This is a genomic window from Bradyrhizobium sp. 187 (assembly GCF_023101005.1).
Lineage (GTDB): Bacteria > Pseudomonadota > Alphaproteobacteria > Rhizobiales > Xanthobacteraceae > Bradyrhizobium > Bradyrhizobium canariense_D.
The window spans coordinates 2,822,689-2,840,765 of sequence record NZ_CP064693.1; the positions used below are offsets into that span (position 1 = coordinate 2,822,689).

The following is an 18,077-nucleotide window of genomic DNA, read 5'->3' on the forward strand; positions in this document are numbered from 1 at the left end:
CGCTCATCCCAGCGCTTTGATGACCGCATCGGCCTTGGTCACGACGGCGACGTTCTGCATGGCGAAATCGATCGACGCGGCGTGCCAATCGGCGTTCATGGTCGAGCAGCAATCCTCGGGAACGATCATGAAGTAGCCCTTGTCGGCACCGGTCCGCGCCGTGTGCTCGACCGACATGTTGGTCCAGGCGCCGGTGTTGATGATCATGTCGCGGCCGGTGGCTTTCAGGATCGTTTCGAGCCTCGTGCCTTCCCAGGCGCTCATTCGTACCTTCTCGACCACGAAATCGCCGGGCCGTGGTTCGAGACCTGACACCGGTGCCGCCCCCCAGCTTCCGCGCACCATCGCCTTGCTGTCGACGAGACCCTCGAACAGCGGCGCATTCAGCGTCACGCCGGGCGCGCCGGGCTCGACGACGAACCAGACATGAATGATGGCGACGCCGCGCACCCGTGCCGTTTCGGCCAGGCGGCGGACATTCTCGACGACGCGCTGCTGCTTCGCGTGACCTGGCGCGCCGGAATCGGCAAAGGCGCCGCCGTCCATGATGACGTCGTTCTGGAGATCCTGGATGATCATGGCGCAGCGTCGCGGGTCGAGCTGCATTTCGCCGTCGGCAAGGATGGGGGCAGCGGAAGCAGAGCCCGCGGCCGCCGTGCCGCTGCCTCGCTTGCCGCTCATATAGGGCTCGTGGCGCGGTCCGACCCTGGTGGGAATGGCATAGACCGAGTGCGTCGAAGTCAGATACAGCGTGCGGAAATCCGGCCCGCCCCAGGTAAGGTTGGCGACGAGTTCGGGCAAGCGGAGCTTGCCGAGCAGCTCGCTCCGCGGCGAATAGACCCAGACCCCGCCGGGTGCCGTAACCCAGATGTTGCCGTGCTGGTCGCACTTCATGCCGTCGGGCAAGCCGGGCTCGAGCTCGGAGCGGATACCGCTCGCGAACACACGCGCACTCGACAGCGAGCCGTCACCGTTGACGTCGAATACATGGATGAGTGCCTGCACGGTGTCGTTGACATAGAGCAATTGCTCGTCGGGCGAGAAGCACAGCCCATTCGGCTGGTCGAACAGATTGCGATCCACGACCAGCTTCGGCTCGGCGCCGGGCACGACGCGATAGACGCCCTGGAAACCGAGCTGCCTCGGCCGCTCGACGCCATAGACCGGCATGCGGCCATACCAGGGGTCCGAGAAATAGATCGCGCCGGAGGAGTGCACGCAGACGTCGTTGGGGCTGTTGAGCTCCTGTCCCCCAAAGTGCGAGGCCAGCACCTCGCGCCGCCCGTCCGGCCGCTCGCGGATCAACGACGATGTCGCGTGCTCGCAAACGACCAAATTAAGTTCGGCGTCATAGGTCATGCCGTTGCATTTGTTCGACGGGCGTTTGACCTCGGCAATGCCGTGCCGCGAATCCCAGCGCCGGCGCACGTCGCCCGGCATGTCTGAGAACAGCAGATAATGATCGACCGGATGCCAGATCGGTCCCTCCGTGAAGTCAAAACCGGTGCCGATTTGCGCGACTGGTGCGTAGGGATCGATCAGGGTCTCGAATTCGGAGCGCAAGGTGACGTGGGTCATCGGTCGATCCTCTGGCGTCTAGGCCGGAAACCAGTTGCGCTGGGGCAGAGACTGCACGACCGGCCCAGGCACCTGGTCGTGCAGCCGGCCGACGACGTTGCCGCCTTCGATCTTGGCGGGGCGGTCGTGGACCGGCAGCAGATAGCGCGAATTGCTGAGCAGCTTTTTGATGGCGGCCTTCTCGGCCCGCTTGGTGGTGCCGTGGTTGCCAGTGGTGCGCGGCTCCCAGTCGTGGATCTCGTTGAAGGGCGTCACGATCTGGTCGTTGAAATCATAGATGACGTCGCCGCAGATGGTGGCGATGCCGTCGGCCGTTTCGACGATGATATTCATCGATCCCTCGGTATGCGCATTCGCGGCGTCGCAGTAGACACCCGGCATCAACTCGATGGGACCTGTGATCTCGAGGTCGAGAAAGCGCAGCGCACTCTTGGTGTGCAGACGGTCGATCAGATGCTTGATATCCGGCGCCGGATATTGCGGATGCATCAGGCCGGACACAGAATATTCAAGCTCCCGACGGTTGAGGACGACGGTCGTGTTCATCGGAAACAGATCGTCCTTGCCGGCGTGGTCGATGTGCAGATGGGTGTGGCAGACGAAACGCACATCGCCCATCCGCACGCCGTGCCGCGCAAGCTGGTTCTCGATCATGTGCTCGTGATACTGCAGGCCGCGCATCCCCAGCGTTTCCATGATCTGGTTGGAACGGTAACCGGTGTCTACCACGACCGGATACTTGCCGCCGAGGATCAGGAAACCGAGGGTGAGGACGCGGCGGGTGCGGCCGCAATCGCGGCCGAGAACCAAAAAGCTCGATTCCAGCTCAATATCGCCATAGTCCAAAATCTTGATCTCCAGCGGCATTCCGTCCCTCCCTGTGTCCGTTCTCGTTGTTTCCTCGGCGCTCAGAGCCGATAGACGCGCATAGCGGTGGTCTTGAAAATGGCTTCGCGCTGATCATCGCGTAGCGGCGCCGCGGCGGCACGGAATGCATCGATCAACGCGCGATAGCTGGTCCACAATTTCTCGATCGGAAAATTCGAGCCGAACAGGCAGCGTTCGGCGCCGAAGATTGCAATCGTATCGGTCAGGACGGATGCGATATGCGCGGGGTCGTTGCGGTGGATGAAGGTTCCGAGCCCCGATAGTTTCGACACGACGTTCGGGCATGCGGCGAGGCGGGCCATCCCGGCGCGCCACGCGGCGCGGCCTGCCGGTGAAAGGTCCTCCAGCATGCCGGCGTGCTGGAGGATAAAGATCACCTTAGGGCAGGATTCCGCAAGGCGCGCAGCGTCAGGCATCTGTGGCGTGAACACCTGAAGCTCAAAGCTCCAGCCATAATCCGCAAGGCGGGCGATATTGCGCTGGATCACGGGATCGGTGCAAAGGTCCGGCCGCGCGGCAAAGCGATAAAGCGGGTTCTCGTGCCAATGCAGTTGCATGCGAACGCCGCGTACGAGGGCATAGCGCTTCAGGCGGTCGAGCTGTGGACGCACGTCGTCCACCGAAAAGTCGGCGTAAGCTACGATGGCATGCGGCCAGCCGTGCTCCTCGGCGGTCTGCTGCACCCAAGCGGCCTCGTCCTCGAAGCGGTCATTGGCCCAGTTGGTCTGGACATAGACCGAGCGGGTAACGCCGCTGCCCTCGATGTCGCCGAGATATTCCTCGATCGGGTAATCGCGCCGGATCGGCTCGTATGGACCGAAGATGCGCGGCCGCATCGGACCCACCAGCCAGGGCAGGTCGGTCTGGCGCCAGATATGATGGTGTCCATCGACGACGTCGGTCACGCAACTCTCCTTTGTCCCAGCGCCAGCACATGCGCGACGATCGACGCGCTCGAGCCACCATCGACGAGGTCGTCGACGAAGCGTTCGATCGCGACCAGCGCTTCGGTCTGCGGGCGAAAGTCGGGACCAGCCGCGAGCGGTGTCAGCCAGCTCACGCGCCACGCGCGGCGCGATAGTTTCGCGACCGCATCGCGCAGTGCATCGGGTTCGCCCCGTTCCAGGCCGTCGGAAACGATGATCACGGCAGCGCCCCGCGCGTATCCGCCGAAGCGGGGCACGGCGAGAAAGGCCTGAAGGGCGTCGCCGATTCGGGTGCCGCCGTCCCAGTCGCTGACCGCATGGGCCGCCGCCCTGAGCGCCTGCTCTCGGCGTTTGAGTCGCAACGGGCGGGTGATGCGGGTCAGCCGCGTGCCGAAGGTGAAGACCTCGACGTTGGGTGCCGCCTGCACCAGCGTGTGCGCGAACTTCATATTCTCTTCGGTGCGGGTCTTCATCGAGCCGGAGACGTCAATCAGAAGCAACACCTTGCGCGGGCGTTGCCGCCGCTTCAAACGTCCCAGCCGGAGGATTTCGCCATCGCTGCGAACGGAGTCGCGCAGGGTGCGGCGCAAATCCGCGTAGGGTCCGCTGCGAGCCCGCATGCGGCGATGGCCGCGCCGCTTCGGCAGGCGCCTCGGCGCCTCGCGGGACAGCCGGCGCAGCGCATCGGTGGTCGAGAGCTGCGCAAAGCGGCGCTCGACCAGGGCTCCGGCGCGCGCAGCTGCGAGACCGGACTCGTTGGCCTCGTCCGACAACAGCGGCTCGTCGTTTCCACGGCCCTCCTCTTGCAGCCGAACAGTCTCGTCGTCCTCACCGTCATTGACGCGGTCGATTGCCTCGTTCCCGCGAAAATGCAGATCGAACAGCCGGTCGAACGTTGCGCGACGCTCCGGTGGAGGAGCCAGTGTTGCGAGGGCTGCCTGCCGAATGTCCTCCAGGCTGCGGGGACCGAGCAACTGGATTGCGGCCAGGAACGACGTCGTCTGTTCCGGTGCGACGGCAAATCCGTTCGTTCGCAACAAGCCGACGAACGAGATGAATACACGCGCAGCGCGCGGCAGTTCGGGTTCGGCGCTCATGCAGAGGCCTCCGCCAGCAGGGCATCGAGGCGCGGCGAAATGAAGTGCAGATCCTCCTCGTCTTTCAAGGCAACGCCGATCGAGCGCCTGAAGGCATCAGGCCACCGTGCGCCGCCCTTGTGCAGCAGCGTGGCGGCCTCGGCCCAGTCGACGGCCTCGGCGATCCCGGGCGCCTTGCTGAGTGGTTCGCGTCGCAGCTTCTCGACGGCGGCGACGACGGCCCGCGCGGTCCCCTCGGCGACGCTGGAGGCCCGCATCATCACGATGCGCGCTTCGCGCTCGGCGGAGGGATAGTCAATCCAGTGATAGACGCATCGCCTCCGCAACGCTTCATGAAGATCCCGCGTGCGGTTCGAGGTCAGGACGACAACCGGGCGCTCAGAGGCGCGAACCGTACCGCGCTCCGGAATCGAGATCTGGAAGTCGGACAGGAACTCGAGCAGGAAGGCTTCGAATTCTTGGTCGGCGCGGTCGATTTCGTCGATCAGCAGCACAGTTGAGTCAGGTGCGCGCAGCGTCGCCAGCATCGGTCGCTCGATTAAAAACGTTTCGCCGTAGATGTCGACGCTCTCATCGCCGGCCTGGCGGATTGCGAGCATCTGGCGCGGATAGTTCCATTCGTAGAGTGCGGCAGATGCGTCGATGCCTTCGTAGCATTGCAGGCGGATCAGGCGGCGGCCGAGGACCGCGGCAATGGCTTTGGCGGCCTCGGTCTTGCCGACGCCCGGCGCGCCCTCGAGCAGCAATGGCTTGCCGAGTGCCAGCCCGAGATAGGCTGCGGTCGCCAGCCCCTCGTCGGCAAGGTAATAGGCTGCCCGAAGCGCTTTCTCCAGTGCCTCTGGGCTGTCGATGCCGACGATGTTGCTGCGGACGGCCATCGAGACCTCAGCGCCGCGCCTGAGGGCGCGCGCCGCCCTCGGCCTTGATCGCGCGCAGCACCTTCTCCGGCGTAATCGGCAGATCGTCGATGCGCACGCCGACGGCGTTGAAGATGGCGTTCGCAACGGCCGGCAATACGGGATTCGCGCACATTTCGCCGGGCCCCTTGGCGCCGAAGGGGCCATCGGGAGCGGGGCGTTCCAATACGGCGATGTCGTGCGGGCAGATATCGCCAGGACCGGGCATGACATATTCGACGAAGTCGCGAGGGCCGTGGACCGGGTCGGGATAATAGGGTTCTGGCGTCTCGTAGAGCGCGTGACTGACGCCCATCCAGGCGCCGCCGACGAGCTGTTGCTCGACCAGGCGCGGGTTGAGCGCACGGCCGAGCTCATAGGCAGAATCCATGCGGATCATCGTGACCTCGCCGGTCTCGTCGTCAACCTCGACCTCGGCGACGAGACAGGCATGGGCGTAACAGGTCGCCGGCGACATCTCGCCGGTTTCCGGATCGACATTGGACAGAGGAACCAGGAAGATGCCGCGGCCGGCGATGGTCTTGCCCTGCTTGAACTGCGCGGCGACGGCGACGTCCTTGGTGGAGATCGAGCGGTGCGGCGCGCCCTTGACGTGGATGTTGCCACGTCCGTCGGTTTCGAGATCGGCGGCGTTGACCTCGAGTTCTTCTGCGGCCGCCTCCATCATCACGCCGCGCGCCTCGCGCGCCGCCGCCATCACTGCATTGCCGACGCGATGGGTGCCGCGCGAGGCGAACGAGCCCATGCAATGCGGGCCAGTATCGGAATCGGCGGTATCGACATAGACGTCCTCGACGGGTACGCCGAGCGTCTCTGCGCAAATCTGCCGCGTGACCGACTTCATGCCTTGGCCGAGGTCGATCGAGGACAGCGCTACGGTGAACTTGCCGCTTGGATTGGAATGAACCAGGGCTTGGCTGGGATCGCCGCCGAGGTTCATGCCGATGGGATAGTTGACCGACGCGATGCCGCGTCCGCGATGTCGCGTCATCTCAACGCCTCCTGGTGCCGAACACGGATGAGAATCGGCCCGCCCCATGCGAGGGCGATGTTGGTCGCGGTGGCGACGGCGATGGCGGTGGCGGCGCGGGCGGTGGGGGCTCGCGCGGGGGTTCGCGCGACGCGGCCGTTGGCAGGCGATCATAGCTCGTGCGCTGCTGCGCCGGCGCGGTCGTCCGTGCGTGGATGTCGGCAGGCGTCCGCGGGATGGCAGCGCGGCTGCCGCCTCCGTCTTTGCGGGAGGAGGCGCGCTTGAACTCGTCGCGGATCGGCCATTTGGCTTTCTCGGCCGCGACCTGGACGCACTCGATCAGCGCCGTGTTCTTGGCCTCGCGCCGATGCGCCTTCATGTCGCCGTCGCGATAGGCATTGAGGATGCGGAACTCCATCGGATCCATGCCGACGAGGTTCGCGAGCTTGTCCATCTGGCATTCGATCGCAAAGTCCATGGCGGTGACGCCGAAGCCGCGCATCGCGGTTGCAGGCGTACGGTTGGTGAAGACGCAGTAGACGTCGCCATAGACGTTCGGGATGGTGTAGGGTCCTGGCAGATGGGCTGCGCATTTCACCGCTGCATAACTGGAGAGCCGCGTATATGCGCCGCTGTCGAAATATGCGCGGATCTTTCTCGCGACGACGCGGCCATCGCGCATCACGCCGTCCTTGATGTAGATGCGCTCGGCGCCGCGCGGCGGGCCGTATTGCATCTCTTCTTCGCGTCCGAACACGTAGCGCACGGGACGTCCCGTCAGCATCGCACCCAGGATGCATAACGGTTCGGTCAGCGTGTCGACCTTGCCGCCAAAGCCGCCGCCGACGGTGCCGCCAATGAAATGGAAGGTGTTGGAAGGGACGTCGAGGATCTTGGCGCAGGTGTCGACCGAGAAGAACAGCGCCTGCGTCGACGTATAGACGACATAGCGCCCGTTGGTGTCGGGCGCCGCGATCGACCCGTTGGTTTCAGTCGGCGCGTGCTCGATTGGTGACATCTGGTAGCGTTGTTCGAGCACGTGATCGGCAGTCGCGAGTGCGGCATCGGCATCGCCGAAGCGGAGCTTTTGGTGGTCGTATCTGTCGTGATAAATGAAGGCATTCTTCGGATAGGTATCGTTGACGACGGGCGCGCCCGCCTTCAGCGCATCTTCCACGTCGAACACGGCCGGCAGCGGCTCATAGTCGATCCGTACCTTCGCAATGGCCTCAAAAGCCTCGCGCTCGCTGTCGGCGACGATGGCTAGGATCGGCTCACCCTTGTAGCGGACCTTGTCGACGGCCAGCGACGGCTCGTCGTCCTTGCCGAAATTGATCAGGCTCAAAAGTGTGTTGAGGTTGCGGGGCACGTCCGAGCCGCGGATGATCCGGCGCACGCCGGCTGAGCGTTCAGCGTCGGTTGTGTCGATCCGCCGGATCCTTGCGTGCGAATGGGTCGAGCGAACGACTTTCAGGTGCAGCATGCCCTGGAGCTTGTGGTCGTTGAAATAGCTCGATGTGCCCGTGACATGGCCGAGCATGTCCTGGCGCTGTGTGCCCTTGCCGATCTCCTTGAGATCGTCGTCGCGCTCGTCGGCGAAAATGTCTTTGCGCAGTTCCAGCATGATCTGGTCCTTCAGGCGCTCACCCGGCCGCCGGAGGCAGCGAGGATGGCGTTGATGATCGGCTCGTAGCCGGTGCACCGGCAGATGTTGCCGGAGATCGCCTCGACGACTTCAGCGCGGCTCGGGGAGGGATTGCGATCGAGCAATGCCTTGGCAGCCATCAGCATGCCCGGCGTGCAATATCCGCACTGGGCAGCAAAATTCTCGGCAAAGGCGCGTTGCAGCGGATGGAGGTTCGGTCCCTGCTTCAGGCTATCCAGCGTCTCGACGGAGCGGCCCGCGACCGTCTCGGCCAGCGTCAGACAGGAGAGATGAAGCTCGCCATCGATCAGAACGCTGCACGTGCCGCAGCCGCCCTGGCCGCAACCGAATTTCGGCGTCATGTCGCCGATCAATTCGCGGAGCGCGACGAGCAGGTTGGTGCCGCCATCGACGAAAATGGCGACCTCGCTGCCGTTGTGACGAAATTGCAGGGCAGTCTTGGCCATACGATCTATTCCTGACCCAAGAGAAGACGACGCAGATGTACGCCGACGATCTCGCGGCGATACCAGGCGCTGCCGAGCGCGTTGTCGGATGGCGATGTTCCTTCCGCGGCTGCGGAGGCTGCGGCCGCAACGGTCGCGGCATCGAGCGATCGGCCTTCCAAAGCGCGTTCGGCCGCCCGCGCACGTATTTGCGTCGGCGCCATCGATCCCAATGCAATTCGTGCCCCGGCGATCCGTCCGCCACTGATTGGTAGATGTGCGGCGAGCGTGATGACCGAGCCGCCTTTGGGCTTGATCCGCGCGATCTTGCGGTAGCGGAAAGCCTCCGGGCTTGTCGGTCGCGTGCAGGACACCGACAGCACGAGCATGCCCGCCTGCCTTTCACGCGACTGCAAAAACTCCTCAATTGGAATGTCGCGCGATCCAAAGCCGCCTTGCAGGGCCACCGTGGCATCGAGCGCAAGCAGGGCGACGGTGAAATCGCCATAGGGATTAGGCGCAAACAGATTGCCGCCCACCGTACCCATGTTGCGCACCGCCGGGCCGCCAATCGAGCGGGCAGGGGCGTGCAGGAAAGCGAGGTCACGCTCGCCCAGAATCCGGGCGAAAGTTACGCCAGCACCCAAGGTGATCCGCGGACCAGATGGGTCGATGCGCGTCAAGGCTTGGTCATTGGCGCGCACGATGGTCGAGAGCGAGATATCGCCTTCGTTCAGAGCGCGCATCACGAGCGTGCCGCCACCGAGATAGCGAGCGGTGCGATCGGACGACAGCGCGGCGGCGGCCTCGCTCGAGCTTGTGAAGGTCTTCACCGTCACAGTCATGTTGACACAGCCTCCTTGAGGTGTCGGCGGATCGCTACGAATCCCGCTTGGTAGATATCTTCCGCGACCATGTGGGTGATACGATCCTTGTCCTCCGGCCGCGTCGAGAAGCGCGATTCCCAGTGCCAGAAGGTACGGTCGCCGTCCGTCACGGGCAGCAGGCGGACGTGGGCTACGTAGTTGAACATCGGGACCGGCGTATCGAGCAGGCAGTAGCTGAAGGTCTGCTCCAGATCCGACAGCGTCAGCAATTGCTCGCGCAGCTCCGAGCCGTCCTGCAGCTTGAACCGCCTGACGCAGCCGATCTTGTCCGAGGCCTGCGCCCGCTCGATGGTGGAGGCCGCGACCGCCGGATGCCAGCGATCGTGCCCGTTGAAATCGCGCAGCACCGCCCACACGGACCCGGTCGGCGCATCCAGGATCGTGCTCTTGACGATATGCGGCACTGCGCTCAGCCTCCGAACTGGCGTTTGAGGGCGTCGAAGCCGCCCTGGAACACGCCGCCGCCGATATTCGCGACAAGCTCCGCCTCCCGCTCGGGTGCGCATTCGAACTCAGCGGTCCATTCCATGAAGGTCTGGTCGCCATCCGTGACCGGCGTCAGCCGAAGCGTCGCGACGTAGTCCTCGACCCCCATCGGGGATTCGAGGATCGAGTAGGTGCAGAACATGTCGTAATCGGACAGGCCAAGCAGCTTTTCCCGGATGCGATCGCCGTTGCGGAGGCGAAAATCCCTGACGCAGCCGATCTTGTCGGAGGGCTCGCCACCCTCGATGCGGCTTTCCGCAATCGCGGGATGCCAGTTCGGCAGACCGTTGAAGTCGCGCACTCGCGCCCAGACGCGATCGTTGCGCGCCTTGACGACGGTCGAGACGTAGACGCGGGCCATGGTGCGACCTCAGCTCTTCTTTCGGGGGCTGCGCTCGGCGGGCGGCTCGCCGTCGGCTGCAGGCGAGGGTGCAGCGGCTGGCTTCTCGCCACCGCCGCCCTTGCGCGCGGAGTCCTTGATGCCCTGCATGTCGCGAGCCTCCCGGATCAGGCCCGGCATCCTGGCGAGGTTGCCGCCTTCGACGCCGATGTCCGCCAGAAGCGAGTCGATCAGCGGCGCCTGGACGCGGTAGCGCAGTGCCGAGTCGATCACCTCGTCGGTGGCACTGCGGCTGCCATTGCCGCCATGGCCGTTACCATTGAGGCCATCGACCTGAAGGATGCGGATGCCCTCGATCTTCTCCATCGGTTTGACGCTCTCACGGACAATGCCCTCGATGCGGTCGAGCAGCTTTCTACGGAACAGCGAGTAGCGCGCCTGGTCGGTCAGCACGTTCTCGGCCTCGTTGAGCATACGCTGCGCCTCGGCCTCGACTGCAGCGCGGATCCGTTCGGCTTCCGCAGCAATTCGCGTCTCCTCGGCCTGCTTCTCCGCGATCAGGATCTCCACCGTCTTCCGGCGCTTCGCGATCTCGCTCTCGCGCGCGGTAATGACGCGCTCGGTGGCCTCAGTGGCATGCACCCGCGCTTCCTCGGCTGAGGCCTTGGCCGCGGATTCCTCCAACGACTTCAGATGGATGGCAATCGCCTTCTCCATCAGAACGGTCTCGACTTCCTTCTCGCGATTGATTTCAAGCTTGCGCAGCTCGCGCTCGCGGCCGATGCGCGCCTCGTCGAGGCCGCGGTCGGAGGCAATGCGGGCGCGGTCGACCTCTTCGCGCGCGGCAATCTCGGCTTCCTGGAGCGACTGGACGCGGGCGACTTCGAGTTGTTCGACCGAGCGGCGTCGTTCGATCCGCGCCGCCTCCAGCGCTTGCTCGCGCGAGACGTCCGTGGTCTCGACCTCCTTGCGCGCGACAATCTCGGCCTGCTTTACCAGGCGGTCGGCGTCGATGCGCTCGGACTTCTTTGTCGAGAGCGCAATGACGCGGTCCTCATCCGCGATTTCGATCGCCTTCTTGTGCTCGATGTTGAGTACTTCGCGCTTCCTGGAGGAAGTGATGCGCTCCGATTCGAGCGCGAGATCGACGCCGATGCGCTGGCGTTCGATGGTGTCGCGCCGGTTCAACTCGGCGGCCTCGATCACGGCAGTACGCTCGATCTCGAGCGCGCGCGTGTCACGCTCGGCCTGGATACGCTCGGCTGCAACGGACTTCTCCTGCGCGATCCGGGCGGCTTCGATGGCTTCGCGTGAGGCAATGTCGGCTTCCTCGACAGCCCGGTTGCGGGCGATTTCCAGCGACCGCACGCGCTCTTGCTGGGTGATGCGGGCAGCTTCGGTGGCTTCGCGCGCCGCGACCTCTGCGACTTCCAGCGTCTGATTTCGCTCGATTTCCAACTGCCGGGTATTCTGCTCGACCGCGATGCGCTCGACGGCGAGCCTGTGCTCCCGGTCGATGCGCGCCGCCTCGACCGCGCGCTGCGCCTCAATCTCGGCTTCCTGGATGTTACGCACCTGCTGGATCTCCAGCGCACGGGTGCGCTCATCGGATGCGATGCGCTCGACATTGACAATCATGGTCTGGGCGATGCGGGCCTTTTCGGTCGTCTCGCGGGCAGCAATCTCGGCTTCGTCCACGGCGCGGGTCCGGTCGATCTCGCGGCGCCGGGTCTCCTCTTCGTTAGCGATGCGGGCGTCGGTCACGACGCGGTCCTGCTGGATACGCGCTTTCTCGATCGCTTCGCGGGCGGTGATCTCGGCTTCCTCGACGGTCCGCATCCGCTCGATTTCGCGCTGGCGCACCTCGCGCTCGGAAGCGATGCGGCTGGTATCGATCGAGCGCTGGTTGGCGATCCGGGCTTTTTCGATTTCCTCCCGTGCGAGCAGTTCCTTCTCCTCGATGGTGCGGGTGCGCTCGATCTCCCGCTGGCGGGTCTCACGCTCCGAGGCGATACGGGCTTCGGCGATCGCCTGGTCGTTGGCGATTCGCGCCTTCTCGATGGTTTCACGGGCGGAAATCTGCGCCTGCTCAGCTTCGGTCTCGCGCAGGGCCCGTTCGCGTGCGACCTCGGTGCGTTGCAGGGCGCGGCGCATATCGATGTCACGCTCCTGTTCGAGGCGCGCCGTCTCGCTTTCGCGTTCGATCTCGAGAGCCTGCCGCTCGGCCTCCAGGTTGCGGGAGCGGATCTTGATCATCGAATCCTGCTCGATGTCGTTGCGCAGTTTGCGCTTGGCCTCGATGTCCTCCATCAGGCGGGTCAGACCTTCGGCGTCGAAGCGGTTCGAGGGGTTGAAGAATTCGAGATCGGTCTGGTCGAGATCGGTGATCGCGACTGATTCCAGCTCGAGCCCGTTCTGGGCGAGGGCCTCTGCGGCGTTCGCCTTGAGGCGGGCGACGTACTCACCGCGCTGCTCGTGCATTTGCTCGAGGGTCATCTCCGAGGCAACGGAACGAATGGCCGAGATGAATTTGCCGGCGAGGAGGGCGTGGAGCTGTTCGGGCTCCATGGTGCGGCGGCCGAGTGTGGCGGCCGCGATAGACACGGCTTCGCGGGTCGCCTGCACGCGGACATAGAAATCGGCCTCGATGTCGACGCGCATGCGGTCACGGGTGATCACGGCGTCCTGGCGGGAGCGCACGATGCCCATCGGCTGCACGTTCATGTTGACGGGCGTGTAGTCGTGGATGAACGGCAGCACGAAGGCGCCGCCGTTGATCACAACGCGCTCGCCGAGCAGGCCGGTCCGGACGAATGAGGTCTCCTTGGACGAGCGGTGATAGAGCCAGTTCACGATGTAGACGCCGACCACGATCACCACGACGGCGACGATCAGCCAGAGGATCAATTCACCGACCAGAGTCCCTGACATGTTTCTCTCCCTCGACCTTTCGGCGTTATCGCGCGCCGATCGCCTTGAATTTGCGAACCTGATCCGTCAGCGCCCGCTCGACCGGCAGCCGTTCCATTGAGGAGGCGCCGTAGAAGCCGTGGCAGTTGCGTGTGTTCCTCATGATGAAATCGGCATCGTCCGGATCGGAGATTGGTCCGCCGTGAGCGAGCACCAGAATGTCCGGATTGACGCCGAGCGCGGCGGAGGCCCAGGTATCGATGTGCGCTGGGCAATCCGTCAGCTTGAGTGCGGTCTGCGCGCCGATGCTGCCCCCGGTCGTCAGGCCCAGATGACAGACGATGATATCCGCGCCTGCGATCGCCATCGCGGCAGCTTCCTTCTCGCTAAAGACGTAGGGCGTCGTCAGCAGGTCCTTCTCGCGCGCCTTTGCGATCATGTCGATCTCGAGGGCATAGGACATACCGGTCTCTTCGAGATTGGCGCGGAACACGCCGTCGATAAGGCCGACGGTCGGAAAGTTTTGTACGCCAGCGAATCCGAGCGCTTTCAATTGGTCCAGGAAAAGATCCATGTCGCGGAACGGATCCGTGCCATTGACGCCGGCGAGCACTGGCGTCCTGGTCACCACGGGCAGCACTTCGCCGGCCATCTCCAGCACGATGGCGTTGGCGTCGCCGTAAGCCATCAATCCCGCGAGCGAGCCTCGGCCGGCCATGCGGTAGCGGCCGGAATTGTAGACGACGATGAGGTCGACACCGCCGGCCTCCTCGCACTTGGCCGACAGGCCGGTGCCGGCGCCGCCGCCGACGATGGGCTCGCCGCGCCTTGCCATCTCGCGGAAGCGATTCAACAGTGCAGCGCGTTCAAACCGGGCCATCGGTCACCTCGCTAGTCTCCGGCGCGCCCCAATGCGGCCGAACAATGTTCGGAACGCGCTGACGATGGTGGAGGCGAACTCGGGGTCATTGATATTCTTGGGAATGCGGATGAGCTGACGGTTGGCGGTCTGCCGCACGTTGCGCTCCAGCGTGCGGAACAGCGCCGCATCGGCGTCCGGATCCCAGAATGGCTGTCCTCGCGCGTCGAGCGCGGAGACACCGCCCTCAGGCAGGAAGAAGCGCACCGGGCCGTCCATCCGGTTGAGCCGGTCGGCGATCCAGTGCCCCATGCGCTCGTTCTCCTCTGCAGTGGTGCGCATCAGCGTGACCTGCGGGTTGTGGACGTGGAATTTCCTGCCGCGGTAGCGCTCCGGGATGGTCTCGGGGGCGCCGAAATTCACCATGTCCAGAGCGCCCACCGAGCCGACATAAGGCACTCGGCTGCGGATGATGGCGCCAAAGCGGTCGTCGATGGCCGGGAACACGCCGCCCATCAGGAGATCGCCGACCTCCGTGGTCGTGAGGTCGATGACGCCTGCGAGCTGTCCGGAATCGACGAGCTTCTCCATTGAGCGTCCTCCGACGCCGGTGGCGTGGAAGACCAGGCACTCGAAATCCTCGCGCAAGTCGGCCGCGATCTTCTGCCCCGCCGGCGTGGTGACACCAAACATGGTGATGCCGACCGACGGCAATCCGCTGTCGCCGCGATCCTTCCGCGCATGCTGATCAAGGCGCGCTTTGACCATGCCGGCCAGCGCGTTGGCGCCGTTGGCCAGCACGGCGCGCGAGATCGAGTTGAGGCCCTGAACGTCGGTAACCGAATGCATCATGGTGATGTCGGTGGGGCCGACATAGGGCCCGACGTCGCCAGAGGCCACGGACGAGACGATGAGCTTCGGCACCCCGACAGGAAGCATCCGCATACCGGGCGCGACCAGCGACGCTGCGCCCGAGCCGCCCGCCGAAATCACGCCGGCAACATTGCTCTGGCGCCGCAGCCAGCTGGCGAAGGCCTCGGCCATCGCAGTGACGGCGGCGCCGCGGTCGGGTCCGAACACAGCCGATCCGCCGCGACCATGATTCAAGGCGATCTCCTGGGCGGAGACGTCGCTGGCCGCCTGCCTGCCGCTGGTGGAGACATCGACCAATCGGGTTCGCAGGCCTGTCCCGGCGATGATGTCGCGGATGAAACGGAGCTCCGTGCCCTTGGTGTCGAGCGTACCGACGACGAGCACGACCGGGGAGCCCTGCGTTTGCGCCGCGACTGGTTCGTGCCGGCGTCGTGCCGTCTCGTCGAGACGCATCACCTGTGTCGAGAGCGTGCGAGCCGCGGCCTCGATGCGGGCGATCGGCACCGGTTGCGACCAGCGTGTCGGCGGCGTCGGATTGGACATGTAGATGCGGATCGCGCCGCCTGGCCGCGTTTGCGGCGGAGAAGGCTTCGCTTCCGTATCCACCGGCGGCACGTCGAGGTCGAGCTCGAGTCCGGCGTGCATTCCGACACCGAGCAGGCGCTGCTGCAGTTCGCGATCGGCGGCAAGCCGCACCGAATCGATGATGCGGTTGACGCGGCCGTTGACCATGATCGCGACATTGGGCGACACGGCGGTCGCCACGCCGATATTCTGCTCGATCACGAGCACGGACATGTCGCCGTCCTCGCCAAGTCGTAGCAGCATCTCCTCGACCTGGGCCACGATGACGGGCGCGAGCCCCTCAGTGGGCTCGTCCATGATCAGGAGCCGCGGGTTGGTGAGCAACGCGCGCGAGATCGCAAGCATCTGTTGCTCGCCGCCGGAGAGCTGGCCGCCGCCGTGATCCTTGCGCTCGGCCAACCGCGGAAACGTCTTGTAGATGCGCTCGACCGTCCAGGCGCCGCGGCGCAAGCCGGCGGCAAGCCGCAGATGCTCATCGACGCTGAGTGAACGCCACAGCCGCCGTCCCTGCGGAACGTAGCCGACGCCGAGTCGGGCTATGTGGGCAGGCGGCTGTCGGGTGATCTCATCCCCGCGGATGCGGATCGAGCCGCCGCTGACCGGCACCAGCCCCATGATGGCCTTGCATAGCGTGGTCTTGCCCATGCCGTTGCGGCCAACGACCGAGAACACGCCGGCCTCGAGCGTCAGATCCACGCCCTGCAGCGCATGCGAATGGCCGTAATAGACGTCCAGGCCGCGGACTTCGAGCGCGGCGGCGGTACGGCGGACCTCATTCATGGCCGCCTCCGAGGTAAAGCTCCTGCACTTCGGGATCGGACTCGATCTCCTGCGGACGGCCTTCCTTGAAGATCCGCCCGTTGTGCATCATCGTGACGCTCTCGACGACGCGCAGGGCGACGTCCATGTCGTGCTCGATGATGATGTAGCCGATATGCGCGGGCAGGGAGATCAATATCTCGATCAGCTCGGCACGCTCGGTCGGCGACAGCCCCGCGGCGGGTTCATCGAACAGGACGAATCGCGGCGCGCCGGCAAGCGCAAGTGCGATCTCGAGCTGGCGCTGCTGGCCATGCGCGAGCTCGGCAACGCGCTGATCCTTCACGCCCGAGAGATGGACGGCCTGCACGAGATTTTCGGCCGCGTGCATCAACGCATCGTTCTGACCGGGGCGGAGAAACGAGAAGCGTCCCCGTGAGACGCCACGGCAGGCGAGGTAGACATTGTCCTGGACGGTAAGGCCCGGAAACAGCGCGGAGATCTGGTAAGTCCGGCGCAGGCCACGGCGGATGCGCTCATAGGGCGGGAAGTGCGTGACGTCCTCGCCGAAGAAGCGGATGGTGCCGGAAGAAGGTGGGAAGTCGCCGGTGATGCAGTTGAACAGCGTGGTCTTGCCGGCGCCGTTAGAGCCAAGCACGGCGCGCCGTTCGCCGGGGCGGACGGTAATGGTGATGTCGGTGAGTGCCGCCAGCGCGCCGAACAGACGTGTCACGCCGCGCAGCTCCAGCGCCGCGCCGGCGCCCACGACAGAGAGGCGTTGCGCGACGCTATCCATGGTGGGATCCTTGGCTGGATCCTTGGTCAGATTCTCGGCCACGTCGTCCGCTTGAACTTGCCGCGCCGGAGCGTTGGCGGCGCCGCCAGCTCTGCCAGAGTCCGATGACGCCGTCCGAGGACCAGAACACGATAGCGAGGAAGCCGAGGCCGATCAGGAGCCGAAAGCGGTTGCCGTCGAGCCCCAGCTTGACCAGGAAGTCGAGTGCGAAGGTCCGCAGCAGTACGAAGATCAGCGCGCCGATAAAGGGTCCGATGGGACGCGTGATGCCGCCGACGACTGCGATGATGAGGATATCGATGCAGGCCCCAACGCTCACGGATCCCGGCGAAATCTGCCGGTAATTCCAGACCTGGAGTACCCCTGCCAGCGCCGCGACGAAGGACGCGAAGACGTAGGCCGCGACGCGATGCGCATTGACGTTGAAGCCGAGTGCCGCCATGCGGCGGGGATTGTCGCGGACACCTTGCAACGCGAGGCCGAACGGTGCGCGGGAGATGTAGTCGACGGCGAAGTAGCACAGCGCGGCTACTGCGAGGACGATATAGTAGAATGGAATGTCGGCGCGCCAGTTGACGCCCCAGAAATGCGGTGTGGCAACGGTATTGATGCCGGTATGACCGTTGAAGATCGCCCAGTTCTGGTTAGTGAAATAATAGAACGCCGCGCCGATCGCGAGCGTGATCATGATGGTGTAGATGCCCTCGGTGCGCACCGCCAGCGCGCCGCCGAGCGTGCCGAATATGGTCGCGAGCGCGAGCGCCATTGGGACCGCAAGCCACCACGGCCAGCCCAGGCTGATATTGGCGTTGCCGCTGACGCCAAACACCGCGACCATATAGGCGGAGAAACCCGCGATGGTGAGCTGCATCAGGCTGACCATGCCGCCATAGCCGGCAAGAAACATCAGACTCAGCGCCATGGTTCCGAGGATCAGCGTGGTCGCAAAGATCTCGATCAGGAAGAAGCCGTTGGCGATCAGGGGCATGATTAGGAGAATGGCCGCGACGGCCCAGGCCGCCGGATTGTCGATCTCCGGCCATCCGCGCAATTTCGAGCGCTGCACCGCAGTGGCGGGACGAACCGGGACGCGGGCGTCGTGGGCGAGGGACATG

General features: G+C 64.9%; 16 protein-coding genes. All 16 read right to left on the minus strand.

Annotated elements, in window-relative coordinates; translation table 11 throughout:
* Positions 1-3: 3 nt before the first annotated feature.
* The 16 genes from IVB19_RS13270 to IVB19_RS13345 are packed head-to-tail and all read right to left on the minus strand — an operon-like array spanning position 4 to position 18,076.
* Positions 4-1,578: an isochorismatase family protein gene (locus tag IVB19_RS13270; protein ID WP_247455623.1), complete on the minus strand. Its 1,575-nt coding sequence runs from the start codon at positions 1,576-1,578 to the stop codon at positions 4-6.
* Between the two features lie 18 nt (positions 1,579-1,596).
* Positions 1,597-2,445, minus strand: a complete 849-nt coding sequence (locus IVB19_RS13275; protein WP_007593031.1) for an MBL fold metallo-hydrolase — start codon at positions 2,443-2,445, stop codon at positions 1,597-1,599.
* 41 nt (positions 2,446-2,486) lie between these two features.
* The gene (locus IVB19_RS13280; protein ID WP_247821461.1) at positions 2,487-3,371 is read right to left on the minus strand and encodes an amidohydrolase family protein; all 885 of its coding nucleotides are present in this window, start codon (positions 3,369-3,371) and stop codon (positions 2,487-2,489) included.
* Positions 3,368-4,489, minus strand: coding sequence for a vWA domain-containing protein (locus tag IVB19_RS13285; protein ID WP_247821462.1), 1,122 nt, complete (start codon positions 4,487-4,489; stop codon positions 3,368-3,370). Before IVB19_RS13285 ends, IVB19_RS13280 begins: the two co-directional genes overlap by 4 nt.
* Positions 4,486-5,367 (minus strand): AAA family ATPase, encoded by an 882-nt coding sequence (locus IVB19_RS13290; RefSeq protein WP_018458729.1) that lies wholly within the window; start codon positions 5,365-5,367, stop codon positions 4,486-4,488. The genes IVB19_RS13285 and IVB19_RS13290 overlap by 4 nt, the downstream gene beginning before the upstream one ends.
* A gap of 7 nt (positions 5,368-5,374) precedes the next feature.
* Positions 5,375-6,397: a xanthine dehydrogenase family protein molybdopterin-binding subunit gene (locus IVB19_RS13295; protein WP_085394197.1), complete on the minus strand. Its 1,023-nt coding sequence runs from the start codon at positions 6,395-6,397 to the stop codon at positions 5,375-5,377.
* Position 6,398: 1 nt separating this feature from the next.
* Positions 6,399-8,000 carry a xanthine dehydrogenase family protein molybdopterin-binding subunit gene (locus IVB19_RS13300; RefSeq protein WP_247821463.1) on the minus strand — a complete coding sequence of 534 codons (1,602 nt, stop codon included), beginning with the start codon at positions 7,998-8,000 and terminating at the stop codon, positions 6,399-6,401.
* 11 nt (positions 8,001-8,011) lie between these two features.
* Complete coding sequence (locus IVB19_RS13305) at positions 8,012-8,488, minus strand: (2Fe-2S)-binding protein (RefSeq protein WP_247821464.1); 477 nt, start codon at positions 8,486-8,488, stop codon at positions 8,012-8,014.
* 5 nt (positions 8,489-8,493) lie between these two features.
* The gene (locus tag IVB19_RS13310; protein WP_085350839.1) at positions 8,494-9,312 is read right to left on the minus strand and encodes an FAD binding domain-containing protein; all 819 of its coding nucleotides are present in this window, start codon (positions 9,310-9,312) and stop codon (positions 8,494-8,496) included.
* Complete coding sequence (locus tag IVB19_RS13315) at positions 9,309-9,758, minus strand: SRPBCC family protein (RefSeq protein WP_018458733.1); 450 nt, start codon at positions 9,756-9,758, stop codon at positions 9,309-9,311. The genes IVB19_RS13310 and IVB19_RS13315 overlap by 4 nt, the downstream gene beginning before the upstream one ends.
* A gap of 5 nt (positions 9,759-9,763) precedes the next feature.
* Complete coding sequence (locus IVB19_RS13320) at positions 9,764-10,201, minus strand: SRPBCC family protein (RefSeq protein ID WP_018458734.1); 438 nt, start codon at positions 10,199-10,201, stop codon at positions 9,764-9,766.
* Positions 10,202-10,210: 9 nt separating this feature from the next.
* Complete coding sequence (locus tag IVB19_RS13325) at positions 10,211-13,111, minus strand: flotillin family protein (protein ID WP_247821465.1); 2,901 nt, start codon at positions 13,109-13,111, stop codon at positions 10,211-10,213.
* Positions 13,112-13,136: 25 nt separating this feature from the next.
* On the minus strand, positions 13,137-13,970 hold the full coding sequence (locus tag IVB19_RS13330) for a phosphoenolpyruvate hydrolase family protein (protein ID WP_018458736.1): 834 nt from the start codon (positions 13,968-13,970) through the stop codon (positions 13,137-13,139).
* Positions 13,971-13,973: 3 nt separating this feature from the next.
* A complete protein-coding gene (locus tag IVB19_RS13335) occupies positions 13,974-16,187 on the minus strand; it encodes an ABC transporter permease (RefSeq protein WP_247821466.1) in 2,214 nt (737 codons plus the stop codon).
* Complete coding sequence (locus IVB19_RS13340; RefSeq protein WP_027569318.1) at positions 16,180-16,962, minus strand: ABC transporter ATP-binding protein; 783 nt, start codon at positions 16,960-16,962, stop codon at positions 16,180-16,182. Before IVB19_RS13340 ends, IVB19_RS13335 begins: the two co-directional genes overlap by 8 nt.
* Positions 16,955-18,076: a branched-chain amino acid ABC transporter permease gene (locus tag IVB19_RS13345; protein ID WP_018458739.1), complete on the minus strand. Its 1,122-nt coding sequence runs from the start codon at positions 18,074-18,076 to the stop codon at positions 16,955-16,957. The genes IVB19_RS13340 and IVB19_RS13345 overlap by 8 nt, the downstream gene beginning before the upstream one ends.
* Position 18,077: the final 1 nt, after the last annotated feature.

What these genes read in the sequence shown, in the direction of transcription:
- IVB19_RS13270 (WP_247455623.1), bottom strand. Translation starts at nt 1,578, where the DNA reads ATGACCCACGTCACCTTGCGCTCCGAATTCGAGACCCTGATCGATCCC.
- IVB19_RS13275 (WP_007593031.1), bottom strand. Translation starts at nt 2,445, where the DNA reads ATGCCGCTGGAGATCAAGATTTTGGACTATGGCGATATTGAGCTGGAA.
- IVB19_RS13285 (WP_247821462.1), bottom strand. Translation starts at nt 4,489, where the DNA reads ATGAGCGCCGAACCCGAACTGCCGCGCGCTGCGCGTGTATTCATCTCG.
- IVB19_RS13290 (WP_018458729.1), bottom strand. Translation starts at nt 5,367, where the DNA reads ATGGCCGTCCGCAGCAACATCGTCGGCATCGACAGCCCAGAGGCACTG.
- IVB19_RS13295 (WP_085394197.1), bottom strand. Translation starts at nt 6,397, where the DNA reads ATGACGCGACATCGCGGACGCGGCATCGCGTCGGTCAACTATCCCATC.
- IVB19_RS13300 (WP_247821463.1), bottom strand. Translation starts at nt 8,000, where the DNA reads ATGCTGGAACTGCGCAAAGACATTTTCGCCGACGAGCGCGACGACGAT.
- IVB19_RS13305 (WP_247821464.1), bottom strand. Translation starts at nt 8,488, where the DNA reads ATGGCCAAGACTGCCCTGCAATTTCGTCACAACGGCAGCGAGGTCGCC.
- IVB19_RS13310 (WP_085350839.1), bottom strand. Translation starts at nt 9,312, where the DNA reads ATGACTGTGACGGTGAAGACCTTCACAAGCTCGAGCGAGGCCGCCGCC.
- IVB19_RS13320 (WP_018458734.1), bottom strand. Translation starts at nt 10,201, where the DNA reads ATGGCCCGCGTCTACGTCTCGACCGTCGTCAAGGCGCGCAACGATCGC.
- IVB19_RS13325 (WP_247821465.1), bottom strand. Translation starts at nt 13,111, where the DNA reads ATGTCAGGGACTCTGGTCGGTGAATTGATCCTCTGGCTGATCGTCGCC.
- IVB19_RS13330 (WP_018458736.1), bottom strand. Translation starts at nt 13,970, where the DNA reads ATGGCCCGGTTTGAACGCGCTGCACTGTTGAATCGCTTCCGCGAGATG.
- IVB19_RS13335 (WP_247821466.1), bottom strand. Translation starts at nt 16,187, where the DNA reads ATGAATGAGGTCCGCCGTACCGCCGCCGCGCTCGAAGTCCGCGGCCTG.
- IVB19_RS13340 (WP_027569318.1), bottom strand. Translation starts at nt 16,962, where the DNA reads ATGGATAGCGTCGCGCAACGCCTCTCTGTCGTGGGCGCCGGCGCGGCG.
- IVB19_RS13345 (WP_018458739.1), bottom strand. Translation starts at nt 18,076, where the DNA reads ATGTCCCTCGCCCACGACGCCCGCGTCCCGGTTCGTCCCGCCACTGCG.